A 24,752-nucleotide genomic window follows, 5' to 3' on the forward strand; every position below is an offset into this window, starting at 1 on the left:
CGGCAACGCGCCCACCGCCCTGTTCCGGCTGCTGGAGATGATCGACGAGGGCGCGCCCCGGCCGGCCGCCGTCATCGGTGTCCCGGTCGGTTTCGTCGGGGCCGCCGAGTCCAAGGACGCTCTGGCCGCGCACCCGTCGGGCCTGGAGCACCTGGTCGTGCGCGGCCGTCGCGGGGGCAGTGCCATCGCCGCCGCCGCGCTCAACGCGATCGCGAGTGAGGAAGAGTGAGCGGCAAGCTGTACGGGGTGGGGCTCGGCCCCGGTGACCCGTCCCTGATGACCGTACGGGCCGTGGAGGCCATCGCCGAGGCGGACGTGATCGCGTACCACAGTGCGCGGCACGGTCGTTCCATCGCGCGCTCGATCGCGGCGAAGCACATCCGCGCCGACCACATCGAGGAGCGGCTGGTCTACCCGGTCACGACCGAGACCACCGACCATCCCGGCGGCTACAAGGGCGCGATGGAGGAGTTCTACACCGAGGCGTCGGCCCGGCTCGCCGCGCATCTGGACGCGGGACGGACGGTCGCGGTCCTGGCCGAGGGCGATCCGCTCTTCTACGGCTCCTACATGCACATGCACAAGCGGCTCACCGACCGCTACGACACCGAGGTCATCCCCGGCGTCACGTCCGTGTCCGCCGCCGCGGCCCGGCTGGGCACGCCGCTCGCCGAGGGCGAGGAGGTGCTGACGATCCTGCCGGGCACGCTGCCCGAGGAGGAGCTGACCGCACGGCTCGCCGCGACGGACGTGGCCGTGGTGATGAAGCTGGGGCGGACCTTCACCAAGGTGCGCGGCGCGCTGGAGAGTTCGGGGCGGCTCGGTGAGGCCCGCTATGTCGAGCGGGCCACCATGGCCGGGGAGCGGCTCGCCGAACTGGCGGACGTGGACCCGGAGTCGGTGCCGTACTTCTCGGTGGCCGTGCTGCCGAGTCAGGTCGACGCCGAGCGGCCCGAGGCCCGGGAGCGGGGCGAGGTCGTGGTGGTCGGGACCGGCCCCGCCGGTCCGCTGTGGCTGACGCCCGAGACGCGGGGCGCGCTGGCCGCCGCCGACGACCTGGTCGGCTACACCACGTATCTGGACCGGGTGCCGCGGCGGGCGGGTCAGGTCCGGCACGGCTCGGACAACCGGGTCGAGTCGGAGCGCGCCGAGTTCGCCCTGGATCTGGCCCGGCGCGGGCGGCGGGTCGCGGTCGTCTCGGGCGGCGACCCGGGCGTCTTCGCCATGGCGACGGCCGTGCTGGAGGTCGCGTCGCAGAAGGAGTACGCGGACGTCGGGGTGCGGGTGCTGCCGGGTGTGACCGCCGCCAACGCCGCGGCGGCCCGCGCGGGTGCCCCGCTCGGGCACGACTACGCCACGATCTCCCTCTCCGACCGGCTGAAGCCCTGGGAGGTCGTCGAGGGACGGCTGCGGGCGGCGGCCTCGGCGGATCTGGTGCTCGCCCTGTACAACCCCGGTTCCCGCAGCCGCACCTGGCAGGTGGGCAAGGCCCGAGAGCTGCTGCTGGAGCACCGCGCACCGGACACCCCGGTGGTGGTGGCACGGGACGTGGGCGGCTCCGGCGAGCGGGTCCGGATCGTGCGGCTGGCCGACCTGGACCCGGCCGAGGTCGACATGCGCACGATCCTGCTGGTCGGGTCCTCGCAGACGCGGGCCGTCCGGCGCGGGGACGGCGAGGAGATCGTCTGGACTCCGCGCCGGTACCCCGAGGCGTAAGCGGGTGCGGCCCGGTTCAGCTCTCCTCGGCCACCGAAGCGGCGGCCGGGGAGGCGGCTGGGGCGGGCCGGGCCAGGCCCTGTGTCCACTTCTCCTCGATCCGGCCCACCTTCCACACCAGCAGGGCCACGGCCCAGGTGGCGAAGAACAGCCCGACGACGACGTAGCCGATGATGTTCAGGTCGAGGCCGGACACCCAGTCCCAGAACGGGCCGTGCAGGTCGGCCTGTTCGGCGATCAGGCCCAGCAGTTCGACCGTGCCGATGAGCAGCGCCACGGCGACCGACAGGCCGGTGATGGTGAGGTTGTAGTAGACCTTGCGCACCGGCTTGGAGAAGGCCCAGCCGTAGGCGAAGTTCATGAACGAGCCGTCGATGGTGTCGAGCAGGGACATACCGGCCGCGAACAGGACCGGCAGGCACAGGATCGCGTACCAGGGCAGGCCGGAGGCGGCGCCCGAACCGGCGAGGACCAGCAGGGCGATCTCCGTCGCGGTGTCGAAGCCGAGACCGAAGAGCAGGCCCAGGGGGTACATCTGCCACGGCTTGGTGATCGACTTCATCAGGCGGCCCAGGAGCCGGTTCATGAAGCCGCGCTTGTCGAGCTGTTCCTCCAGGGCGGCCTCGTCGAAGTGGCCGGTGCGCATCCGGCGGAAGACCTTCCAGATGCCCGCCATGATCACGATGTTGATGATCGCGATGAGGTAGAGGAAGGTTCCCGAGACGGTCGTGCCGATCCAGCCGGTGACGCCGTGCAGTGCGGAGTCGTCGTTGGCGACCGGCCCGGACAGTGCCTTGACGCCGAGGGAGAGCAGGAAGGCCAGGGCGAACACGATGCTCGAGTGGCCCAGCGAGAACCAGAAGCCGACCGACAGCGGGCGCTGTCCCTCGCTCATCAGTTTCCGGGTGGTGTTGTCGATCGCCGCGATGTGGTCGGCGTCGAAGGCGTGGCGCAGGCCGAGCGTGTAGGCCGTGACGCCGATGCCGATCCCGAAGGTCTTGGCCCCCAGGGTGTAGTGCTCCGGGGCGACGATCACGACGAGCGTGAACCAGCCGACGAGGTGCAGGGCCAGGATGAACGCGGCCATTCCGCCGATGCTCGCCCACTCCTTGCGGGTCATCGACGTGCGGATGCGGTGCCGGGCGGAGCCGGGAGCGGTGGTCATGGGGGCGCAGGCCTCACGGGTCGAGGAACGGCTGTTCTCAGCCGCGCTCTCAAGGCTTCTGCGCGTTCACTGCAGGTACAAGACAGGTGCGGCAAAGCCCCTGTCAGGTTTCAGCCAGTAGTCGGGAAAGCCCGCCCGTGCGGGAGTTCACTGATCCACCGGGCCGCTTCTTCCGGACCTGCCACGGCGGACACCTGTTCGGGAACCGGCGGCCGGCGGACCACGACCACGGGCACTCCCGCCTCCCGCGCGGCCGTGAGTTTCGGCGCGGTGGCGGCTCCGCCGCTGTCCTTCGTCACGAGGACGTCGATGCGGTGGCGGTGCAGGAGTTCGCGTTCTCCGTCGAGGGTGAAGGGGCCTCGGTCGAGGAGCACCTCCATGCGGGCGGGGTGCGGGGCCTCGGGGGCGTCCACGGAGCGTACGAGGAACCACAAGGTGTCCAGACCGGCGAACGCGGCCAGGCCCATGCGTCCGGTGGTGAGGAACACCCGGCTGCCGAGGGCGGGCAGCAGCCCCGCGGCCTCCTCCAGGGAGCCGGCCTCGTGCCAGTCGTCGCCCGCGACCGGGACCCAGCCGGGGCGCCGTACCGCGAGCAGGGGAACATGGGCGGTGGCGGCGGCACGTGCCGCGTGGAAACCGATCGTCCCGGCGAAAGGATGGGTGGCGTCGATGAGTGCGTTCACCCGGTGCTCGCGCAGCCACGCGGTCAGCCCCTCCACTCCCCCGAAGCCTCCGATCCGGACCTCGCCCGGAGGCAGCCGGGGGCCGGCCACCCGCCCGGCGAGCGAGCTGGTCACGGTCAGGCCGGGTGTGCCGTCGAGCAGTTCCGCGAGGCGGCGGGCTTCGGTGGTCCCGCCCAGAATCAGTACGTGCATGGAAGTCCAGGTCCGTTCATGAGCAGCGAAGTGAAGGGTGGCCGCAGGGCCCAGCTGGAGCACACCGGCCTGCGGCACGGGTGGACCACGGGTGCCTGTGCGACGGCGGCCACGACGGCCGCGTACACGGCACTGCTGACCGGGGAGTACCCCGACCCGGTGACGATCACCCTGCCCAAGGGGCAGACGCCGTCGTTCGCGCTGGCGGCCGAGGAACTGGGCGACGGATCCGCGATGGCGGGCGTCGTCAAGGACGCGGGCGACGACCCGGATGTCACGCACGGCGCGCTGATCCGGGCCACGGTACGGCGGCTGCCCGCCGGGGCCGGGGTGGTCTTCAGGGCGGGGCCCGGGGTCGGGACGATCACCCGCCCCGGCCTGCCGCTGCCCGTCGGCGAGCCTGCCGTGAACCCCGTCCCCCGCCGGATGATGTGCGAGCACGTGGCCGAGGTCGCCGCCCGCCACGGTGGCACCGGCGACGTCGAGATCACCGTCTCCGTCGACCACGGCGAGGAGATCGCCCGCTCCACGTGGAACCCGCGGCTGGGCATCCTGGGCGGTCTGTCCATCCTCGGCACCACCGGGATCGTGGTGCCGTACTCCTGCTCGGCGTGGATCGACTCCATCCGCCGGGGCGTGGACGTGGCGCGGGCGGCCGGCCGTACGCATGTCGCCGGGTGCACCGGGTCGACATCGGAGAAGACGGTCGTCGCCGAGTACGGGCTGCCCGAGGACGCCCTGCTCGACATGGGCGACCTCGCGGGCGCCGTGCTGAAGTACATCCGCCGCCACCCCGTCGACCGGCTGACGATCTGCGGTGGCTTCGCCAAGCTGTCCAAGCTCGCCGCCGGCCATCTCGACCTGCACTCCGCCCGCTCCCAGGTCGACAAGGGCTTCCTCGCCGAACTGGCCCGGCAGGGCGGCGCGGACGAGGCGTTGCGTGCCGAGGTGGCCGAGGCCAACACCGGGCTGGCCGCGCTCCAGTTGTGCATGGCCGCCGGGGTGCCGCTCGGAGATCTGGTCGCCAGGACCGCTCGCGACGAGGCACTGGCCGTGCTGCGCGGTGCGCCGGTCACCGTCGACGTGATCTGCATCGACCGGGCGGGCACGGTGGTGGGGCGCAGCTCCGTGGCCTGAGGGCCCTTGCGCCGCCGGTGCGTTGCCGACCCGCTCAGCACACGTGCCGCTCCCGCTCCGCCGAGTAGAGGTGGCTGTCCCGGAACCCCTCCGCCCCCAGCGTCCGCCCGACCATGATCACGGCCGTGCGCAGCACACCGGCCTCCTTGGTCTTGGCGGCGATCTCGTCGAGGGTGCCGCGAATGATCACCTCGTCGGGGCGGGAGGCGTAGGCGACGACTGCGGCCGGGCAGTCGGCGCCGTAGTGCGGGAGGAGTTCGTCGACCACGCGGTCCACATAGCCGGCGGCCAGGTGCAGCACGATCAGCGCGCCGCTGCGGCCGAGGGTGGCCAGGTCCTCCCCGTCGGGCATGGCGGTGGCACGCTGGGCGACGCGGGTGAGGATCACGGTCTGGCCGACGGTCGGCACGGTCAGCTCCCGCTTCAGGGACGCCGCCGCGGCGGCGAAGGCCGGGACACCCGGGACCACCTCGTAGGGCACTCCGGCCGCGTCCAGCCGGCGCATCTGCTCGGCGACCGCGCTGAACACCGACGGGTCCCCGGAGTGCAGCCGCGCCACGTCGTGCCCCTCCTCGTGGGCGCGGACCAGCTCGGCGGTGATCTCGTCCAGGGTGAGCTGGGCGGTGTCCACCAGCCGCGCGTCCGGCGGACATTCGGCAAGCAGCTCGCGCGGGACCAGGCTGCCCGCGTAGAGGCAGACCCGGCAGGCCCCGAGGGTGCGGGCGCCGCGCACGGTGATCAGATCGGCGGCACCGGGTCCGGCGCCGATGAAGTACACGGTCATCTGTTGGCTCCCGAAGGGGTGTCGAGGGTCTTCTGTGCGGCCCACTGGGTCACCGGCATCGCCTGCCGCCACCCGGTGAAGCCACCCACGGGCACGGCGTGCGCCACCGCGAGCCGCACCAGCTCGCCGCCATGACGACGGCGGGCGTCGGCGAGGAGCGCCTCCGACTCCAGTGTCACGGTGTTGGCGACCAGCCGCCCACCGGCCGGCAGGGCCTCCCAGCAGGCGTCGAGGAGTCCGGGGGCGGTGAGGCCGCCGCCGATGAACACGGCGTCGGGCACGGGCAGTTCGGCCAGGACGGCGGGCGCGGCACCGGTGACGACCCGCAGGCCGGGCACGCCGAGGCGCTCGGCGTTGCGGGTGATGCGTGCGGCGCGCACCGGGTCCCGCTCGACGGTGACCGCGCGGCATGAGGGGTGGGTGCGCATCCACTCGATGGCGATCGAGCCCGAGCCGCCGCCGATGTCCCACAGCAGTTCCCCGGGGGCGGGGGCGAGCGTGCCGAGCGTGACGGCGCGGACGTGGCGCTTGGTGAGCTGCCCGTCGTGCTCGTAGGCGTCGTCCGGGAGACCGGGCACGGCGCCGAGGTGCGGGGCGTCCGGGGCACGATGGCAGGTGACGGCGACGATGTTGAGGGGGTCGCCGGGTGGCCGTGCGTCCGGCCAGTCGTCCGCGGTGGCCTCGGCGGTCGTGTGCTCCTTCGCGCCGCCGAGTTGTTCCAGGACCCGCATCCGGCTCGCGCCGAATCCCCGGTCCCGCAGGAGGGCGGCGACCTCGCCGGGTGTGTCGGCGCCCGCGCTGAGGACGAGGATCCGCCGGCCGTCGTGCAGGGCGGTGGCGAGACGGGCGGGGGGACGGCCGACGAGCGTGACGATCTCGACGTCCTCCAGGGGCCAGCCGAGGCGGGCGGCGGCGTAGGAGACGGAGGAGGGGTGGGGCAGGACGCGCAGGGTGCCCGCTTCCCCGACTTCCTCGGCGAGGGCGCGCCCGATGCCGTAGAACATGGGGTCCCCGCTGGCCAGTACGGCGATCCGGCGGCCGGCGTGTGCCGCGAGCAGGCCGGGCACGGCGGGGCGCAGGGGCGAGGGCCAGGCGATCCGCTCCCCGGCGCACCGCGGGGGCAGCAGGTCGAGCTGGCGCGGGCCGCCGATCAGGACCTCGGCCTCGCTCAGCGCCGCCCGGGAGGCGTCGGTCAGGCCCTCCCAGCCGTCGGCCCCGATCCCGACGACGGTCACGGCGGCGGTCGGTGCGGGACGTGCGGGGTTCACTGCGCGGTACCTCGGGATTCGGGGGGCAGCTCTCATGGGCGACAAAAGCGCACTCTACTGGGCGCCGACCAGCACACCTTTGCTCGGGTGCGCATTTCCCTGGCCCTTATTGCACGCCACTTGCAACAGCCTGCCGCCGGTGTCCGGCCTTCACCCGGATCCGGCGAGGCCGAGTTCGCGCTCGCCGAGCGGTGTGAAGAAACGCTCCACGTCGGCGTCGGTGACCTCGTCGAGAGTCGACGGTGACCAGCGGGGGTCGCGGTCCTTGTCGATGACCTGGGCGCGGATGCCCTCGACCAGGTCGGGCGTGCTCAGGGACGCGCAGGAGACCCGGTACTCCTGCTCCAGCACCCGCTCCAGCGAGCCGAGCCGGCGGGCGCGGCGCAGGGCGGTCAGGGTGACCTTGAGCGAGGTGGGCGACCTGGCCAACAGGTTCTCGGCGGTCTCTTTCGCCGCCGGGTCGCCGTACGCGAGCAGCCGTTGGACGATCTCCTCGACCGTGTCGGAAGCGAAGCAGGAGTCGATCCACTCCCGCCGCCCGGCCAGTTCCCCTTCCGGTACGGGCTTCACATGCCGGTCCAGGGCTTCCCCTACGGGCATGACGGCGAGGTCGTCGACGAACCGTCCCAGCGCCTCGGACGGTACGTAGTGGTCGGCGAGGCCGCACAACAGTGCGTCGCCGGCGCCGATCTGCGCGCCCGTCAGGGCGAGGTGGGTGCCGAGTTCGCCCGGGGCGAGGCCGAGCAGGTAGGTGCCGCCGACGTCCGGGACGAAGCCGATGCCGGTCTCGGGCATGGCGATCCTCGACCGCTCGGTGACGATCCGGACGCTGCCGTGCGCGGAGACGCCGACGCCGCCGCCCATGACGATGCCGTCCATGACGGCGACGTAGGGCTTGGGGTAGCGGGCGATGCGGGCGTTGAGGCGGTACTCGTCGCGCCAGAAGGCGGCCGAGGCGGTGCCGTCCCCGTCGCGGGCGTCGTCGTGGATGCCGCGGATGTCGCCGCCCGCGCACAGGCCGCGCTCCCCCGCGCCGGTGATGACGACGGTCTCGACGGACGGGTCCCGCTCCCAGTCGGTCAGGGCCTCGTCAATACGGCGCACCATTGCGTGGGTGAGGGCGTTGAGGGCTTTGGGCCGGTTGAGGACGATGTGGGCGGCCCGGCCCGTCGCACGGAAGAGGACGTCGGTCATCCGAGTGCCTCCGTCAGGCCTCGGACCGCGATGACGCGCATGATCTCGTTGGTTCCTTCCAGGAGCTGGTGGACTCGCAGGTCGATCTTCTCGAGGCCCTACGCGCTGAGGTGAGGCGCCCCCTGCGAAGAGAGTGCGTGACCGACATCACACCGCGCATTTCGCTGTCCTCAGGTCATCATATGACCTGATCTCACGGAGGCCGTCGATACGACCGGCCTCCGGACGGCACAGCAACGCGAGGATGGGCATGAGCGACCAGAACAAGCCCGCGCGACCGCGCGTGGGCGTGGTGGGCCTAGGAGCCATGGGCCTCGGGATGGCCCGGAGCCTGCGGGCGGCGGGGTACGACGTCGGCGTCCACGATCTGCGACCGGAGACGGCCGCGGACTTCGCCCGCGAGGGCGGGACGGCGTTCGGGACCTGTGGCGAGCTGGCAGCCGCGGTCGACGTCCTGGTCGGCGTGGTGGTGAACGCCGCGCAGGTCGAGACCGTGCTGTTCGGTGCCGAGGGCGCGGCCGACCGGCTCCGCCCCGGCGCTGTCTTCGTCATGTGCTCCACGGTCGACCCGGGTTGGTCCGCCGCTCTCGAAGGCCGCTTGGCCGAGCGGGGCGTGCTCTACCTGGACGCGCCCATCTCCGGCGGCGCCGCCCGCGCGGCGGCCGGTGAACTCACCATGATGACGTCCGGCTCCACCGAGGCGTACGCCCTCGCCGACCCGGTGCTAGAGGCCATGAGCAGCACCGTCTACCGCCTGGGAGAGCACGCCGGGCTCGGCTCCAAGGTCAAGATCGTCAACCAGCTGCTCGCGGGCGTGCACATCGCCGCGGCGGCCGAGGCGATGGCCCTCGGCATCAAGGCGGGCGTTCCCGCCGAGGCCCTCTACGAGGTCATCACGCACAGCGCCGGCAACTCCTGGATGTTCGAGAACCGCATGGCCCATGTGCTCGACGGCGACTACACGCCTCTTTCCGCCGTCGACATCTTCGTCAAGGACCTCGGGCTCGTACTGGACGCCGCCCGGCCGGAACGGTTCCCGCTCCCCCTCGCCGCCACCGCCCACCAGATGTTCCTCCAGGCATCGGCGTCCGGGCTGGGTGCCGAGGACGACAGCGCGGTCATCAAGATCTTCCCGGGTGTCGATCTGCCCAAGCCGGTGGAGGCCTGACATGGGGATCCGTCTCGGATGCATCGCCGACGACTTCACCGGCGCCACGGACCTCGCCAACAATCTGGTGCGCGCGGGCATGCGCGTGGTCCAGCTGATCGACACACCACCGGCCGGCGCCGAGCAGGCGATCGACGCGGACGCCGTGGTCATCGCCCTCAAGTCGCGGACCGTCCCGGCGGCCGACGCCGTCGAGGCATCGCTGCGAGCCCTGGCCTGGCTGCGGTCCCTGGGCGCCGAGCAGATCTACTTCAAGTACTGCTCCACCTTCGACTCGACACCGGCCGGCAACATCGGCCCGGTGACCGAGGCGCTGATGGACGCGCTGGGCACCGACTTCACGGTCGCGACGCCGGCGTTCCCCGACAACGGGCGCACGATCTTCAAGGGGCATCTCTTCGTCGGCGACGTGCTGCTCAGCGACAGCGGCATGCGCCACCACCCGCTCACGCCGATGACCGACTCCAATCTGGTCTCCGTGCTCGGCGCGCAGACCACACGCGAGGTCGGCCTCGTCGACCACACGGTGGTCGCCGACGGCGCCCAGGCGATCCGGGCCCGCGTCGACGCCCTGCGCGAGGACGGTGTCGGGATCGCCATCGTCGACGCCGTCTCCAATGACGACCTGGTGCGTCTGGGCGCGGCCGTCCAGGGGTTCCCGCTGGTGACCGCGGGCTCGGGGCTGGCGATCGGTCTTCCCGCGAACTGGGGGTTCAAGCCGTCCCGCGCCGCCGCGGAGCTGCCGCCTCCCGCCGGCCACCGAGCGATCGTGTCGGGGTCGGTCTCCACGGCCACCAACCGTCAGGTCCTGGAGTACCTGCGCACCGGCCGGCCCGCCTTCAGCGTGGACCCGCTGCGTGTGGCCGCCGGCGAGGACGTGGTCGGACAGGCCCTGGCCTTCGCCGAGTCGCATCTGGACGACGGTCCTGTGCTCGTCTACTCCACCGACTCCGCCGACACGGTCCGGACCGTCCAGGGCCGGCTCGGTGCCGCCGAGGCCGGTGAACTCGTGGAGCGGACGCTGGCCCGCATCGCCCAGGGGCTCGTGGCACGCGGCGTGCGGCGGCTCGTCGTCGCGGGAGGTGAGACCTCGGGAGCGGTCGTCCAGGCGCTCGGTGTCACCGGGCTCCGGATCGGTCCGCAGATCGACCCCGGTGTGCCCTGGTGCGCTGCGGCTCTGCCCGACGGAGAAACGTTCCACATCACGCTCAAGTCCGGCAACTTCGGCGGCCCCGACTTCTTCACCCGCTCTTTCGCGCTCCTGGACGAGGAGGCAGCATGACCCCGCAGCCGAGCACCACCGCCCGGACGGCACACGACGAGGCGGTCGACCGGGCCCGCGACGAGATCGTCCGCGTGGGCACCAGCCTGTTCGCCCGGGGCTACGTCCACGCCAGCGCGGGCAACATCAGCGCCAAGGTCGGCGACCGCCATCTGATCACGCCCACCGACGCCGCCCTGGGGTTCCTCGAACCCGGCCGCCTGGCACTGGTCGACGGCCGGGGTGAGCAGATCGCGGGCGACCGTGCCAGCAAGACCCTGACGCTCCATCGGCGCATCTGTGCCGCCGACCCCACGGCGCGGTTCGTCGTCCACACCCACTCCACGCACCTGGTCGCGCTCACGCTGGCCGGTGTGTGGAGCGCCGCGGACGTACTGCCGCCCATCACGCCTTACTACGTGATGAAGGTCGGGCACGTGCCGCTCATCCCCTACCACCGGCCGGGCGACCCCCGCGTGGCCGACCTGGTGACCGCCCTCATCGCCGACCGCGCAGCGAGCCGAACGCCCATCAGGGCGGTGCTGCTGGACCGGCTGGGCCCCGTGGTCTGGGGCCCCGACGCGGCCACCGCTCTCGCCGTCCTCGAAGAACTCGAGGAGACGGCACGTCTCTGGCTCCTGACCGACCGTCGCCCCGAGCCGCTCCCCGATCACGCGCTCGATGAACTGAGGTCCACCTTCAACGCCGCGTGGTGAACCCCTTCTCCCCTGCCGGATCCCCCGAGCCGCTCAAAGGATCACCATGTCCATGCCTATATCGGCGTCCCAAGTCCCCGACGTCGCCCGTGAGAACGCCGTCTTCCGCAAGGTCGTACGACGTATCGTCCCCTTCCTCGTCCTCTGTTACGTCGTCTCCTACCTGGACCGGGTCAACGTCGGCTTCGCGAAGCTGCAGATGTCCGACGACCTGGGATTCAGCGAGGCGGCGTACGGCCTCGGCGCCGGCCTGTTCTTCATCGGCTACTTCCTCTTCGAGGTGCCGTCGAACCTGATGCTGCAGCGCGTCGGCGCCCGCACCTGGATCGCCCGGATCATGATCAGCTGGGGCGTCGTCTCGGCGGCGTTCATGTTCGTCCACAACGAGGCGACGTTCTACGTCCTGAGGTTCCTTCTCGGTGCCGCCGAGGCCGGGTTCTATCCGGGGGTGATCCTGTACTGCACGTACTGGTTCCCGTCGCAGCGTCGTGCCCGGGTGATCGCGATGTTCATGTCCGCCATCCCGGTGGCCGGCATCTTCGGCAACCCGCTGTCCGGCTGGATCATGGACCGGTTCCAGGGTGTGAACGGCTGGCAGGGCTGGCAGTGGATGTTCCTGCTGGAGGCGATCCCCGCCCTCCTGATCGGCGTGGCCACCCTGTTCTACCTCGACAACAGCGTGCGCGACGCGAAGTGGCTCACCGACGAGGAGAAGGACGTCGTGGAGCGGGCGATCGCCGAGGACGCCGCGCACCAGACCGTGCACGGCCGGGTCTGGGACGCCTTCCGCGAGCCGAAGGTGTGGCTGATGTGCTTCATCTACTTCTGCTTCGTGATGGGCCAGTACGCCCTGACGTTCTGGATGCCGACGTTCATCGAGTCCACCGGCATCGAGGGCAATCTCGCGATCGGGGTGCTCAGCGCGGTGCCGTTCCTGGCCGCACTCGTCACGATGAACCTGTTCGGGCGTTCGGCGGACAAGCGCCGCGAACGCCGCTGGCACCTGGTCGTCCCGAGCCTCATGGGCGCCGTCGGCTTCTCGCTGGCGGCCGGCTGGTCCGGGTCCACCGTGCTGTCCCTTCTCGCGCTGTCCGTCGCCGCGGCCGGTGTGCTGACCTGCTCGCCGCTGTTCTGGTCGCTCCCCACCGCGTTCCTCGGCGGTACGGCAGCCGCGGTCGGTCTCGCCGTGATCAACTCGGTCGGCAACCTCGCCGGCTTCGTCAGCCCCTACATGATCGGCGCGTTGAAGGACGCCACCGGCTCGACATCGCTCCCGATGTACGTCCTGGCGCTCAGCCTCGTCGTCGGCGCCGCCGCGGTGCTCACCACCGACAAGAAGACCGTCAACCGCTGACCGGTCTTTCCCGGTCCCCTCACAGGAGCCAGCATGCCGAGGTTCGCAGCGAACCTGTCCATGATGTATCCCGAGCACGACTTCCCCGACCGCTTCGCCGCGGCCTCGGCGGACGGCTTCACCGCCGTCGAGTATCTCTTCCCCTACGCCTACGACAGCACGGAGTTGCGGCACCGGCTCGACGACCACGGCCTCAGGCAGGTGCTCTTCAACGCACCTCCCGGGGCCTGGGAGTCCGGAGAACGCGGTATCGCGGCGCTGCCCGGCCGCGAGGCGGAGCACCGCTCCGGGATCGCCCGCGCTCTCGAGTACGCCGCCTCGCTGGACTGCGCGCGGCTGCACGTGATGGCCGGTCTCGTGCCGCCGGACATGACGCCGAAGGAACGGGCCGAGCACCGCGACACCTACCTGGCCAACCTGGAGTGGGCAGCGGAGCGGGCCGCCGAGTCGGACGTCGACATCCTGGTCGAGCCGATCAACGGCCGCGACATGCCCGGCTACTTCCTGTCCAGGCAGGCGGAGGCCCACGCGGTGGTACGGGAGGTGGGCGCCCCGAATCTCAAGGTGCAACTCGACCTGTACCACTGCCAGATCGTCGAGGGCGATCTCACGATGACGCTGCGCCGCGACCTGCCGACCGGCCGGGTCGGTCATCTGCAGATCGCCGGCGTGCCGGACCGCCACGAGCCGGACAGCGGCGAACTCGACATCCGGCATCTGTTCGGCGTCGTCGACGACCTGGGCTTCGACGGGTGGATCGGCTGCGAGTACATCCCCCGGGCCGGCACGAGCGAGGGCCTCGGCTGGCTGAACGACTACCGAGGAGACAGCGCATGAGGATCGTCATCACGGGCGGCTTCGGCTTTCTGGGACGCGAGATCACCGACACCCTGCTGAGGACCCGGACGCACGGTGGTGCGCCGATCGATCAACTGGTGCTCACCGACCGTTTCGTGCCGCCCGGGGCGCCGCAGGCGGCCGATCCCCTGGTGGAGGTCGTGCGGGGTGACCTGGTCGAGTGTCTCGACGAGGTGTTCGCGGAGCCGGTGGACGTGCTGATCCACCTCGCCGCCGCCGTCTCGGCCGAGTGCGAGGCCGACTTCGACCTCGGCATGGGCGCCAACCTGGACACCACCCGCGCCCTCCTCGAAGCCGCCCGGGCCCAGTCGGCTTCCGGCGGGCCGACGCCGCGCCTGGTGTTCTCCAGCAGCGTCGCGGTCTACGGCTCCGACCCGGCCCTGCCGCTCCCGCCGGTGGTCAGCGAGTCGACCCTGCCCACGCCCCGGTCGAGCTACGGGATCCAGAAGCTCGTCTGCGAGCAGCTGGTCGCGGACTACACGCGCCGGGGCTTCATCGACGGACGCGTCGCCCGGCTGATGACCGTGTCCGTACGACCCGGCAAGCCGAACGCCGCCGCCTCCGGCTTCCTCTCCGGCATCGTCCGCGAGCCGCTCGCCGGCCTCCCCGCGATCTGCCCCGTACGCCCCGACCTGCGGGTGGCCCTGGCGTCACCACGGCGAACGGTCGAGGGAATCCTCCGCATCGCCGAAGCCGAGCGCGGCAGCGGGAAGGGCCGGCTCGACGGCGGACTGCCCGTCAACCTCCCCGCGCTCACGGTCTCGGTCGCCGAGATGCTGACCACGCTGCGGCGGGTGGCGGGCGACGCCGCGGCCGATCTGGTGACCGTCGCGCCCGATGGTGCCGTCGAGGCCGTGGTGGGGTCGTGGCCCTCCGTCTTCGACAACACCCGGGCCGCCGCGCTCGGGCTGGAGCCCGACCCGAGCTTCGAATCGGTGGTGCGGGACTACCTCGCCGACCACCCCGACGCGGTCCTGGTCAAGGCCTAGCGGAAACCGAAACGACGAGACCCGGACCTATAGACTGATAACCATGTTTTCCAAGGTGAGCGGTCCTGTCCGGCTCGCGGATCAGGTCGCCGCGACCCTCTCGGAGGAGATCGAGTCGGGGCGGCTGGCCGAGGGCGACCGACTGCCGACCGAGGTCGAGCTGGTCAGGCAGTTGGGCGTCAGCCGCACGGTGGTGCGCGAGGCTCTGTCGCGGCTCCGCAACGCGGGCCTGATCGAACCGCGCCAGGGCATCGGCGTGTTCGTCCTGCCGCGGCGCACCCGCCCGCTCGACCTGGAGGCCGCCGACACCAAGGCGAAGGTGCTGCAGATCGTGGAGGTGCGCCGCGCCATGGAAGGTGAGGCGGCCCATATCGCGGCCACCCGGGCCACGCCCCTCGACCTGGCGCGGATGCGTCAGGCCCTGGACGCGATCGACTCGGCGGTCGCGTCCGGCGGTGACGGCGTGGACGAGGACCTCGCCTTCCACCGGTCCATCGCCGAGTCGACCGGGAACACCGTGATGGTCTCGACCCTGCGGTACCTGGGCGATGTGTCACGCAGCGGTATCCGCGTCACGCGTGCCAACGAGGCACGCCGGAACGACTTCATCGAAGCGGTCCGGGCGGAGCACCACGCCATCCTCGCCGCCATCGAGGCCCGCGACGCCGAGGCGGCACGCACGGCCGCACGCCTCCACATGAACCACGCCGCCGCCCGCCTCCAGGACGCGGACGACGGGTTCTGGACCGACGCCGAGGACATCGAGGTGGATCTCGACGGCGCGCCCTGACGCGCCGGCGGTGGGCAGGCCCTGGGGGCTGTCGCAGGGGTGGGCCGGTGGGTGGAGGGCCGGGTCAGGTGGCTTCGTGGCCGGAGAGGCCGCGGAGGATCTCGTCGGTGTGCTGTCCCAGCAGGGGCGGGGGCAGCAGGTACCGCGCGGGCGTCGCGCTCAGTGCGAGGGGGTGGGCGACCTGACGGGAGGGCCTGCCTCCTCCTTCTGAGCCGGCAGCGTCGGCGGGGAGGTCGATGACGCCGGGCAGGCCGATCTCGTGGGCGAAGGTGAACGCCTCGTCCAGGTTGTTGACCGGGCCGGCCGGTACTCCGGCGGCCAGCAGGACCGCCGACCAGTGGTCCGCGCCGTCGGTGCTCAGCAGCCGGGTCAGGATCTCCGCGAGTTCGGTGCGGTGGGCGACCCGGTCGGCGTTGGTGCGGAACCGGTCGTCGAGAGCGAGACCGGGTTCGCCGACGACCTCGGCGAGGACCGCGAACTGCTTGTCGTTGCCCACCGCGAGGGCGAGCGGACGGTCTGCGGTGGGAAAGGTCTCGTACGGGGCGATGCTCGGGTGCGCGTTGCCCATGCGGCCCGGGACCACACCGGCGACGGCGAACGCCGAGGCCTGGTTGACCATGGCCGACAGCAGGGAACTCAGCAGGTTCACCTCCACGAGCTGCCCCTCCCCGGTGGCGTCCCGGTGCCGGAGGGCGGCGAGGATGCCGAGTGAGGCGTGCAGCCCGGTGATCACGTCCACGAGGGCCACACCCGCCTTCACCGGCTCGCCTTGGGCCTCCCCGGTCACGCTCATCAGGCCTCCGGCGGCCTGCACCAGCAGGTCGTATCCGGGGATCGCGGCGCCCGCACCGCTGCCGAAGCCGCTGATCGAGCAGTAGATCAGCTCCGGGTGACGCGCACGCAGCTCCTCGTGGCCGAGGCCGAGCCGCTCCATCGTGCCGGGCCGGAAGTTCTCCACGACCACGTCGCACTCGGCGACCAGGGACCGTGCCTGTTCGCGGCCGGCGTCCGTCGCCAGGTCCAGGACGACCGACCTCTTGTTCCGGTTCACGCTCAGGTAGTAGGTCGACGTACCGTCATGGTCCGCCGGAGGCCGCCAGGCCCGGGTGTCGTCCCCGACGCCCGGCCGCTCGATCTTGACCACGTCGGCGCCCAGGTCGGCGAGGAGCATGGTGGCGTAGGGTCCCGCGAGAACCCGGGAGAAGTCGGCGATGCGCACACCGTCCAGTGCGCCCCGTCCGTCCGGCATGTTGTCCTGGGTGCTCACACACCCTCCTCTCTGATCGTCCCGCTCGGCCGTGGCTCGGCGGGGGCCGTTTCCGGTCACCACCACTGCCGCAAGGGCGTTTCCGGGTGAATGAGTTCGACCACGGGAAGGCCTGGGCCGTGGGGAGCGACGGCCCGTACGACCGTCACCCGCGCGCCCACCGCCACGGCGACCGGTGCCGTTCCGGTGACCTGGTAGAGCAGGTTGAAGCCCTCGTCCATCGCGACGAACCACGTGTTCTGCTGGACCTGGCCGTTTCGGCGGACCACGGCTCCGGCACCCGCGCTGCGTTCCCGGCCGAAGGCCACGGCCCCGCACGCACGGAAGTACGAGCGCCGGTACGCCGGAGTGCCGCACCAGAGGCAGCGCTGGAAGAAGAGGCCTTTCCCGAGCTCGGTGTCTTCCCGGGTCTCTGTCTGGAGCATCGCGGCCTCCTGCACGCAATTCGGTGACCGGATAGGTGACCGGAATCCGATGTCCCTTTCACCCTGGCCCGGCTCCGAAGCGCCGGTCAACGACGACCTGGCGCATCTTTGTGCGCGGAAGGCGATCCGTTCCCTGAGGTCAGAGCGGGTTGCCCGGATCCGGTCATGACTACGATCGGACATCCGGCATGTCCCCCGGTCGGCCGCTGGACGATGACGACCTGAACCCGCGGAGGATGAGATCACCATGGCGAAACGGGACGGCGCGATCGGCGCCCTCTTGCCGCGCGACCTTCCGGCGCGGGACATCATCACCCGGTCGCCCCCGCCTACGTACGGGAGGCCCTCGAAGTGGTGGGGGAACCGGACTGGCGGCCCCACATCGCCCCGCTCCCCTTCCACGACGAATTCGTCGCCCTGCGCTCTCGCTGCGACAGCCCGCGGGATTTCGCCCGCGCCCTGCCGGACGACTTCGCTCGCGGCGATCCTGTGAGCAGTCCACCGACACACGGGAAAGAGCAAGCTTCTTGATGGACCTGGCCACACGCCGCCGCCGAGCGGCGCTGTTCCTCTTCTTCCTCATACCCGGCCTGTCGATCTCCTCCTGGGTCACCCGGACACCTGACATCCGGGATCAACTCGGCGTCTCGACGGCGCAGATGGGCATCGTCCTGTTCGGGCTGTCCGTCGGCTCGATGATCGGCATTCTCAGTTCCGGCACGCTCGTGGCCAGGTTCGGCACCCGGCCCGTCATGGGCGTCGCGACGCTGCTGGTCATTGCGAGCATGGCGGTCATCGGCGGCGGGACGATGCTCTCCTCCGCCCCCGCGACCACCGCCGGGCTGTTCCTCTTCGGCGCCGGCATGGGCGGTGGGGAGGTGGCGATCAACATCGACGGCGCCGACGTCGAGCGGATCACGGGGCGGACGGTCCTGCCCACGCTCCATGGGTTCTTCAGCCTGGGCACGGTCGTGGGGGCCGCGTTCGGCATTCTGTGCACGGCTGTCTCCTGGCCGGTGCAGTGGCATCTGACCGGGATGGCCGCCGTCACTGCGGTCATGTTCGCCTACGCCTTCCGCGCCATCCCGCACGCGGTCGGCAAGACCCGGGGCAATCGCGGCTCGCGGCCTGACGCCGACGCGGCGCCGGCCGAGGTGAAGGTCTGGAAGGACCCACGGCTGCTGCTGATCGGCGGTGTCATCCTCGCCATGGCGCTGGCCGAGGGCTCCGCCAACGACTGGCTGCCCCTGCTCATGGTCGACGGCCACGGCATGGACCCCGCCCTGGGATCAGCCGTCTACACGGGCTTCGCCGCCGCCATGACCATCGGCCGTTTCGGCGGCGGGCTCCTCATCGACCGACTCGGCCGCGCCCCCGTCGTCCGGGCCAGCGCCGTCTGCGCGACTCTGGGAATCGCCGTCGTCGTCTTCGCCGACTCGGCGGTCCTCGCGGGGGCCGCCGTTCTCCTCTGGGGCCTGGGAGCCTCGCTCGGCTTCCCAGTCACCCTCTCGGCGGCCGGTGACTCCGGGCCCGACTCGGCCGCGCGTGTCAGCCTGGTGGCGATGATCGGCTACGTCGCGTTCCTCGTCGGGCCCCCGTGTCTCGGATTCCTCGGCGAGCACTACGGGCTACGTCTCGCCATGATCGTCGTCCTCGCCTTCACCGCCGTGGCGATCATCCTCGCTCCCGCCGTCGGCAAGCGCTCCGCGACCGCGTCACCGGCCACCGAGTCGGCAACCCGGCCGTGAGGGTGTGAGGGCAGAGGGTCAGGACGGCATTCACTCACAGCCCGTGACACGCCGCTCCCAGGCAGGGTGGTTGCTGTCGAGGCGCTGTGGATCGGCGACACCTACTACGACCGGTGGTGGGTCGGCCCCTGGCCGATTCCCTCGCGGAGTGCCGTCAGCGAAGCGCGTCGACCGCGTACAGGGCGCCGAGCGCCGTCGCCAGAGTGCCGAGGACGAGGCGGAGGAAGGGCTCGGGCACATGCGGCTGGAGGCGGGCTCCGAGGTAGCCGCCGAGGAGACCGCCGAGGCCGCAGGACAGGCCGAGGAACCAGTCGGGGGCGATGCTGCCGCTGTGGGCCAGGGAGAGCAGGGCGTAGGTGGCGGCGCCGATCACCGAGGTGGCGAAGGTGGAGGCGAGCGCGGCCGGGGCGACCTTGGCGACGGGGACACCGCGCCCGACCAGGACGGGGCCGAGGATCGAACCGCCGCCGATGCCATAGATGCCGCCCACGACGCCGACCACGAGGGCCAGGCAGGTGACCGTCCGGGGCGCGGGGGCGGGGCGCCGGACCTCCGGGGGTGCGGGACGCAGGGTCCGGGCGATGAGCCAGCTGCCGAGCGGCAGCATCAGCGCGGCGACCAGGAGGCGGAAGACGCCCGGGCCCGGAAGGGCGAACACGCGGATGACCGCTCCCAGGACGACACCGGGCAGGGTTCCCAGCACCAGGCGGCGGACGAGCGGTCCCGCCAGGGCGCCGTCGCGTCGGTAGCGCAGCAGGGCGCCCGGTCCCGCCACCACGTTGTAGAGCAGATTCGTGGGCGTGACAGCCGGGTTGGGCACGGCGAAGACGCTGAGCTGCACCGGGAGCAGGAACACCGCCCCGGAGACGCCGACCGGCGCGGTCACCACGGCTATGAGCATCCCGACCGCGAGGCCGGCCGCCCCCAGTTCCCACCCCACCCGATGCCCCGCCCCAGTCAGCCCGTGCCGGTCTGTCCCGCCCGGCCTTCCGGCGACAGCGTAGATCGCTACCGCGCTCCGCCGCCCGGTTCCAGGGCGCTGAAACCATCGTGAAACCGCGCTGAATGCGCCCTGCCGCAAGCTCTGCGGCATGACCTCGACGACATCGCACACTCTCGCCATCGCGGCCCAGGGGCTGCGCAAGGCCTACGGGGACAAGACGGTTCTCGACGGCATCGATCTGGCGGTGCCGGCCGGCACGGTCTTCTCCCTGCTCGGTCCGAACGGTGCCGGCAAGACCACCGCCGTCAAGATCCTCTCCACCCTCATCACCGCCGACGCCGGCGAGCTGCGGGTGGGCGGACACGACCTGGCCGCCGCCCCGCAGGCCGTGCGGGCCGCGATCGGTGTCACCGGGCAGTTCTCCGCCGTCGACGGGCTGATCACCGGCGAGGAGAACATGCTTCTCATGGCCGACCTGCACCACCTGCCCAGGCAGGAGGGCCGGCGGGTGGCCGCCGAGCTGCTGGAACGCTTCGACCTCACCGACGCCGCGAAGAAGCCCGCCTCCACCTACTCGGGTGGTATGAAGCGCCGCCTCGACCTCGCCATGACCCTGGTCGGCAGCCCACGGATCATCTTCCTCGACGAGCCCACCACCGGCCTCGACCCCCGCTCCCGTCACAACATGTGGGGCATCATCCGCGAGCTGGTCTCCGACGGGGCGACCGTCTTCCTCACCACCCAGTACCTGGAGGAAGCCGACGAACTCGCCGACCGCATCGCGGTGCTGAACGACGGCAGGATCGCCGCCGAGGGCAGCGCCGAGGAACTCAAACGCCTCATCCCCGGCGGCCATGTGCGGCTGCGCTTCACCGACCCGGACGCCTACCGGTCGGCCGCCTCCGCCTTGCGCGAGGTCACCCGCGACGACGAAGCCCTCGCACTGCAGATCCCCAGCGACGGCAGCCAGCGCGAACTGCGTTCCATCCTCGACTGGCTCGACACCGCCGGCGTCGAGGCCGACGAACTCACCGTGCACACCCCCGACCTCGACGACGTGTTCTTCGCCCTCACCAGCACCACCACCGGCGCCACCCACGTCCCCAGCCAGTCCGGCCAGTCCGGCCAGTCCAAGGAGAACGTCCGATGAGCTCCCTCGCCCTCGCCGTGCGCGACTCGTCCACGATGCTGCGCCGCAACCTGCTGCACGCCCGCCGCTATCCGTCGATGACGCTGAACCTGCTGCTCACGCCGATCATGCTGCTCCTGCTCTTCGTCTACATCTTCGGCGACGTGATGAGCGCGGGCATCGGCGGCAGCGGCGCCGACCGCTCCGACTACATCGCCTACATCGTCCCGGGCCTGCTGATGATGACCATCGGCAGCACCGTGATCGGGGCCGCGATCGCCGTCTCCATGGACATGACCGAGGGGCTCATCGCCCGCTTCCGGACGATGGCGATCTACCGGGGCTCGCTGCTCATCGGGCACGTCGTCGGCAGCGTGCTTCAGGTGACGGCCAGCCTGGTCCTCGTCGGTGGCGTCGCCGTGGCCATCGGGTTCCGCTCCACGGACGCCACGCTCCTGGAATGGATCGCGGCGGTGGGACTGCTCGCCCTGTTCTCCCTCGCCCTCACCTGGATCGCGGTCGGCATGGGCATGGCCAGCCCGAACCCCGAGGCGGCCAGCAACATGGCCATGCCGCTGATCCTGCTCCCGCTCATCTCCAGCGCCTTCATCCCGGCCGACACCATGCCCGGCTGGTTCCAGCCGATCGCCGAGTACCAGCCCTTCACCCCCGCCATCGAAACCCTGCGCGGTCTGCTCCTCGGCACCGAGATCGGCAACAACGGCTGGATCGCCGTCGCCTGGTGCGTCGGACTGAGCGCGCTCGGCTACCGCTGGTCGACGGCACAGTTCAACCGCGACCCGAAGTAGAAGCAACCGCCATGACGGCGCGGGCCGCATCCCGCAACTCGTTCCGCTCCAGGGCGGCGTACTCCGACACCGCGTCGGCGTAGGCCGCCCTGTCGGCGTTCTCGGCCGCCCGCCGGGCCCGGGCCGCCGACATCGTCGGCTGGTAGTCGCGCAGCACCCGCAGCCGTTCGGCCAGGGCGATCATCCGTACGGCCGAGGCGTCGCCGGACGCCAGCCCCGCCATGCCGAGGGCGTGCAGCGCCGTCCCGTACCGAAGCTCCATGGGCGATCCGGGCGGACCGTCGAGCATGGTCCGCAGCTCCTGCCGCAGCCGGTCGACCACGTCAGCGACCAGCTCCAGACGGCCGGCGTGCGCGTGCGCCGTCACCGCCGCCGACTGGATCTGCAGCACCCACCGGTCGAGGAAGGGATCGCCGCCGTCCACCGGGCCGACCTCGGCCATCCCCTCCACGGCGCCGCGCCACAGGCCGAGCCCGACCTCCGTCAGCCCGCGGGCGAGCGCTATCTCGGCGCGCCCGCCGAGGCCGGGGCTGTGGAAGTCGTCCTGCTGCGGGGTGTTGAAGCCCTCCGCCTGCCGCAGCCAGTACTCGGCCTCGTCGGGGTCGCCGCGGTGCAGGCAGGCGAGGACAAGGCCACTGCGTACGCCGATGGAGTCGTGCTCGTCACCGAGCCGAGGCAGCGCCTCCAGCGCCGCCTTGAGATGCTCGTACGCCGCCTCGCCCTGCTCCGTCCTCAGGCACAGTTCGCCCAGCCGGGCGTGTCCCATGACCTGCAGGAACGGATTGTCGACCGGGCCCAGCGCGGTGACGATCCGACGGGCCGAGGCGAGCGCGCGGTCGATGTCATGCTCGTACTCCCAGACGTAGGTGGCGACGCACTCGGCGATGCCGGCGAGCAGCGGCTGCTCGCTGTCGCAGAGCTTTTGCAGCACCTCGTAGTCGGGAGGCAGCATCTCGGGGACCGCGCCCAGCACCACCGCGATGGCGCGCACCAGGGTGTCCGGCGGGGCCGGGGGCAGCCGCCGGAGGGTGACGAGCTGGCGTACGACGTGCGGGCCGTAGCCCATGAACAGGGTCGTCGTGGACAACACCGCGGCGGCGCGGGCGACTTCGACGTACTCGGGCTCGGGGTGGTAGTGCGACAGCGGCGGGCCGGTTTCCGCGGCGAGGGCGGTGAGGCGGGTGAAGTTGGAGCCGGTGGACCACAGGGCGGTGAGGACCGCGGTGAGGGCGGCGATGGTGGGGCCGTCCGTACGAGCCAGGGCGTGCCGCAGAGCGAGCACGAGGTTGTCCTGCTCGGCTCTGATCCGCTCCCAGGCGGACAGCGGTCCCGAGCCGAAGAACCAGTCGTGGTGGGTGACCCCGAAGTCCCGCGCCCAGGCGAGGAAGCGGCGGACGGCTTCCTCGTCCTCGCCCGCCTCCGTGCGCCGGGCCGCGCTGAACTCCCGTACGGTCTCCAGCATCCGGAACCGCACCCCGGCCGGGGTGTCGGCGACGGTGAGCAGCGACTGGTCGGCCAGCTGCTCCAGCAGGGACAGCGCGTCCCCGCCGAGCACCTGCTCCGCCGCCTCGCCCGAGATGCCGCCGGGAAAGACGGACAGCGTGCGCAGCGCCGCTCTGGCGTCCTCGTCGAGGAGGTTCCAGCTCCAGTCCACGACCGCGTGCAGGGTGCGATGACGTTCCGGCACGTCCCGCGCGCCACCGCGCAGCAGCGTGAACCGGTCGCCGAGGCGCCGGGCGATCTCGGGCACCGACAGCACCCGTACCCGCGCGGCGGCCAGTTCCACGGCGAGCGGCAGCCCGTCGAGGTGGCGGCACAGCCCGGCCACGGCGTCCTGCGGCAGCTCGACGCCGGGCCGGGCGGCCCTGGCCCGCTGGGTGAACAGCTCGACGGAGGTGGCGAGTCGGAGCTCCGGCAGCGCGTACACCGCCTCCGAGGTGAGGCCCAGCGGGGCCCGGCTGGTGGCGAGCACCCGCAGGTCCTTCGAGGACGAGACCAGGGCGCGTACGAGGCCGGCGGCGCCGGCGACGACCTGCTCGCAGTTGTCCAGCACCAGCAGAGCGGGCCCGGAGCCGAGCACGCCGAGGATGCCGGACACGGGGTCGTGGCCGCCCATTCCGGCACCGGGCCGCCCCTCGCCCGCGCCGAGCGCGGAGGCCACCTCGGCGGTCACGTCCGCGTCCGAGGTGACGCCGGCGAGCGGCACGAAGTACACCACGCGCTGTTCGGCCCGGCGGCTGACGGCGTGCGCGAGCCGGGTCTTGCCGAGGCCGCCGGGGCCGACGACGGTGACGGCGCGGGAGGCGTGCAGCAGCCGCTCCACCGCGGCGATGTCCTCGTCCCGGCCGAGGAGCGGGTTCGGCTCGTGCGGCACGCCGTGTCTGACCGCGGGTGCCTCGCCGCTCAGCAGCTCCCGCTGTACGGCCTTGAGCGCGGCGCCGGGATCCGTGCCGAGTTCGTCGCGCAGTTCGCGGCGGTAGGCCTCGTACCGGGTCAGCGCGGCGGACGGGCCGGCCGTCGCGGCCTCGCCGCGCAGCAGTTCGGCGAGCACTTCCTCGTCGCGCGGATGCTCCGCGGCGGCCAGGGCCAGTGGTCCGGCCGCCTCCGCGTGCCGTCCGAGGCGGGCGAGCGCGAGGGCTCGCGCGCGGACGAGCGCGCCGCGGACGGGGGCGCGCTCGGTGCGCAGCGCGGCCAGGGGGTCGTCGGTGTCGTCGGCGTCGGCAGGGGTGCCTTCCCAGAGCGCGAGCCCGGCCTCGGCCGCCGCGAGCGATCCGGCGTGGTCGCCGGCCCTGGCCCGGTCCGCGCCGGCGGCGGCGTGCCGCAGCAGAGCGGAGCTGTCGACCTGGTCCTCGGCGAGGGTGAGCCGGTATCCGGTCGGCGTGCTGGCGATGACGTCGGCGCCGAGCTGGGCCCGCGCCCGGGACACGAGGACCTGCACCGCCTTGCCCGGCCGCTCCGGCAACGCGTCCGGCCACAGCCCCGCCACGAGCCGGTCGGTGCTGCAGCCGGTGCGCAAGTCGCCCGCGAGCAGCGCGAGGAGGCCACGGAGCCGGGGCGCGGTGACCTCCTGTCCGCGGTAGGCGACACGCGGCAGCAGGGTCAGGTCGGTGGTCACCCGTGCAGATTAGCCAAGGCCCGGCCGCCGGAACTCCCACG

At 72.0% G+C, this 24,752-nt stretch carries 22 protein-coding genes; 13 read left to right on the plus strand and 9 right to left on the minus strand.

Annotated elements, in window-relative coordinates; genetic code table 11:
* Both ACFT4A_RS38355 and ACFT4A_RS38360 read left to right on the plus strand, forming a co-directional pair.
* Nucleotides 1-229, plus strand: a 229-nt coding sequence (locus tag ACFT4A_RS38355; RefSeq protein WP_382840140.1) for a precorrin-8X methylmutase, incomplete at its 5' end; no start/stop codon positions are given.
* Nucleotides 226-1,716: a precorrin-2 C(20)-methyltransferase gene (locus ACFT4A_RS38360; RefSeq protein ID WP_382840142.1), complete on the plus strand. Its 1,491-nt coding sequence runs from the start codon at nucleotides 226-228 to the stop codon at nucleotides 1,714-1,716. The genes ACFT4A_RS38355 and ACFT4A_RS38360, both read left to right, overlap by 4 nt.
* A 16-nt stretch (nucleotides 1,717-1,732) precedes the next feature.
* On the opposite strand, the gene ACFT4A_RS38365 is transcribed toward ACFT4A_RS38360, so the two are convergent.
* Nucleotides 1,733-2,881 carry a HoxN/HupN/NixA family nickel/cobalt transporter gene (locus ACFT4A_RS38365; protein ID WP_382840145.1) on the minus strand — a complete coding sequence of 383 codons (1,149 nt, stop codon included), beginning with the start codon at nucleotides 2,879-2,881 and terminating at the stop codon, nucleotides 1,733-1,735.
* A 110-nt stretch (nucleotides 2,882-2,991) separates the two neighbouring features.
* The gene (locus ACFT4A_RS38370; RefSeq protein ID WP_382840147.1) at nucleotides 2,992-3,756 is read right to left on the minus strand and encodes a cobalt-precorrin-6A reductase; all 765 of its coding nucleotides are present in this window, start codon (nucleotides 3,754-3,756) and stop codon (nucleotides 2,992-2,994) included.
* A gap of 18 nt (nucleotides 3,757-3,774) precedes the next feature.
* On the opposite strand from ACFT4A_RS38370, the gene ACFT4A_RS38375 reads away from it, so the two are divergent.
* A complete protein-coding gene (locus tag ACFT4A_RS38375) occupies nucleotides 3,775-4,893 on the plus strand; it encodes a cobalt-precorrin-5B (C(1))-methyltransferase (RefSeq protein WP_382840150.1) in 1,119 nt (372 codons plus the stop codon).
* Nucleotides 4,894-4,927: 34 nt separating this feature from the next.
* Here ACFT4A_RS38375 and cobM read toward each other — a convergent pair whose 3' ends face one another.
* The 3 genes from cobM to ACFT4A_RS38390 form a co-directional block, all read right to left on the minus strand.
* Nucleotides 4,928-5,677: a precorrin-4 C(11)-methyltransferase gene (cobM, locus tag ACFT4A_RS38380; protein ID WP_382840153.1), complete on the minus strand. Its 750-nt coding sequence runs from the start codon at nucleotides 5,675-5,677 to the stop codon at nucleotides 4,928-4,930.
* On the minus strand, nucleotides 5,674-6,945 hold the full coding sequence (gene cbiE / locus ACFT4A_RS38385; RefSeq protein WP_382840156.1) for a precorrin-6y C5,15-methyltransferase (decarboxylating) subunit CbiE: 1,272 nt from the start codon (nucleotides 6,943-6,945) through the stop codon (nucleotides 5,674-5,676). Before cbiE ends, cobM begins: the two co-directional genes overlap by 4 nt.
* Before the next feature lie 150 nt (nucleotides 6,946-7,095).
* On the minus strand, nucleotides 7,096-8,139 hold the full coding sequence (locus ACFT4A_RS38390; RefSeq protein ID WP_382840158.1) for an enoyl-CoA hydratase/isomerase family protein: 1,044 nt from the start codon (nucleotides 8,137-8,139) through the stop codon (nucleotides 7,096-7,098).
* A 250-nt stretch (nucleotides 8,140-8,389) separates the two neighbouring features.
* Between ACFT4A_RS38390 and ltnD the strand changes: the two genes are divergently transcribed.
* The 7 genes from ltnD to ACFT4A_RS38425 are packed head-to-tail and all read left to right on the plus strand — an operon-like array spanning nucleotide 8,390 to nucleotide 15,275.
* Complete coding sequence (gene ltnD, locus ACFT4A_RS38395) at nucleotides 8,390-9,307, plus strand: L-threonate dehydrogenase (RefSeq protein ID WP_382840161.1); 918 nt, start codon at nucleotides 8,390-8,392, stop codon at nucleotides 9,305-9,307.
* Between the two features lies 1 nt (nucleotide 9,308).
* Entirely contained in the window at nucleotides 9,309-10,589 is a 1,281-nt protein-coding gene (gene otnK / locus ACFT4A_RS38400) for a 3-oxo-tetronate kinase (RefSeq protein ID WP_382840163.1), read from the plus strand.
* The gene (locus ACFT4A_RS38405; RefSeq protein WP_382840166.1) at nucleotides 10,586-11,284 is read left to right on the plus strand and encodes an aldolase; all 699 of its coding nucleotides are present in this window, start codon (nucleotides 10,586-10,588) and stop codon (nucleotides 11,282-11,284) included. Before otnK ends, ACFT4A_RS38405 begins: the two co-directional genes overlap by 4 nt.
* Before the next feature lie 52 nt (nucleotides 11,285-11,336).
* Nucleotides 11,337-12,638: an MFS transporter gene (locus ACFT4A_RS38410; RefSeq protein WP_382840169.1), complete on the plus strand. Its 1,302-nt coding sequence runs from the start codon at nucleotides 11,337-11,339 to the stop codon at nucleotides 12,636-12,638.
* 33 nt (nucleotides 12,639-12,671) lie between these two features.
* Nucleotides 12,672-13,475: a 2-oxo-tetronate isomerase gene (gene otnI / locus ACFT4A_RS38415; RefSeq protein ID WP_382840171.1), complete on the plus strand. Its 804-nt coding sequence runs from the start codon at nucleotides 12,672-12,674 to the stop codon at nucleotides 13,473-13,475.
* Nucleotides 13,472-14,485, plus strand: a complete 1,014-nt coding sequence (gene denD / locus ACFT4A_RS38420; protein ID WP_382840174.1) for a D-erythronate dehydrogenase — start codon at nucleotides 13,472-13,474, stop codon at nucleotides 14,483-14,485. The genes otnI and denD overlap by 4 nt, the downstream gene beginning before the upstream one ends.
* Before the next feature lie 43 nt (nucleotides 14,486-14,528).
* A complete protein-coding gene (locus tag ACFT4A_RS38425; RefSeq protein ID WP_382840177.1) occupies nucleotides 14,529-15,275 on the plus strand; it encodes a FadR/GntR family transcriptional regulator in 747 nt (248 codons plus the stop codon).
* Nucleotides 15,276-15,339: 64 nt separating this feature from the next.
* Here ACFT4A_RS38425 and ACFT4A_RS38430 read toward each other — a convergent pair whose 3' ends face one another.
* Nucleotides 15,340-16,524, minus strand: a complete 1,185-nt coding sequence (locus tag ACFT4A_RS38430) for a CaiB/BaiF CoA transferase family protein (protein WP_382840242.1) — start codon at nucleotides 16,522-16,524, stop codon at nucleotides 15,340-15,342.
* Between the two features lie 74 nt (nucleotides 16,525-16,598).
* Nucleotides 16,599-16,967, minus strand: a complete 369-nt coding sequence (locus tag ACFT4A_RS38435; protein WP_382840179.1) for a hypothetical protein — start codon at nucleotides 16,965-16,967, stop codon at nucleotides 16,599-16,601.
* Between the two features lie 530 nt (nucleotides 16,968-17,497).
* On the opposite strand from ACFT4A_RS38435, the gene ACFT4A_RS38440 reads away from it, so the two are divergent.
* The gene (locus tag ACFT4A_RS38440) at nucleotides 17,498-18,715 is read left to right on the plus strand and encodes an MFS transporter (protein WP_382840182.1); all 1,218 of its coding nucleotides are present in this window, start codon (nucleotides 17,498-17,500) and stop codon (nucleotides 18,713-18,715) included.
* 154 nt (nucleotides 18,716-18,869) lie between these two features.
* On the opposite strand, the gene ACFT4A_RS38445 is transcribed toward ACFT4A_RS38440, so the two are convergent.
* Nucleotides 18,870-19,616, minus strand: coding sequence for a TSUP family transporter (locus ACFT4A_RS38445; RefSeq protein WP_382840245.1), 747 nt, complete (start codon nucleotides 19,614-19,616; stop codon nucleotides 18,870-18,872).
* Nucleotides 19,617-19,806: 190 nt separating this feature from the next.
* Between ACFT4A_RS38445 and ACFT4A_RS38450 the strand changes: the two genes are divergently transcribed.
* Both ACFT4A_RS38450 and ACFT4A_RS38455 read left to right on the plus strand, forming a co-directional pair.
* Nucleotides 19,807-20,808: an ATP-binding cassette domain-containing protein gene (locus ACFT4A_RS38450; protein WP_382840184.1), complete on the plus strand. Its 1,002-nt coding sequence runs from the start codon at nucleotides 19,807-19,809 to the stop codon at nucleotides 20,806-20,808.
* Nucleotides 20,805-21,596, plus strand: a complete 792-nt coding sequence (locus tag ACFT4A_RS38455; protein ID WP_382840187.1) for an ABC transporter permease — start codon at nucleotides 20,805-20,807, stop codon at nucleotides 21,594-21,596. The genes ACFT4A_RS38450 and ACFT4A_RS38455 overlap by 4 nt, the downstream gene beginning before the upstream one ends.
* On the opposite strand, the gene ACFT4A_RS38460 is transcribed toward ACFT4A_RS38455, so the two are convergent.
* Nucleotides 21,577-24,711 carry an ATP-binding protein gene (locus tag ACFT4A_RS38460; RefSeq protein ID WP_382840190.1) on the minus strand — a complete coding sequence of 1,045 codons (3,135 nt, stop codon included), beginning with the start codon at nucleotides 24,709-24,711 and terminating at the stop codon, nucleotides 21,577-21,579. The two genes, ACFT4A_RS38455 and ACFT4A_RS38460, sit on opposite strands and share 20 nt — an antisense overlap.
* Between the last annotated feature and the right edge of the window lie 41 nt (nucleotides 24,712-24,752).

It is taken from the genome of Streptomyces sp. NPDC057099, assembly GCF_042671245.1.
Taxonomy (GTDB): domain Bacteria; phylum Actinomycetota; class Actinomycetes; order Streptomycetales; family Streptomycetaceae; genus Streptomyces; species Streptomyces purpurascens.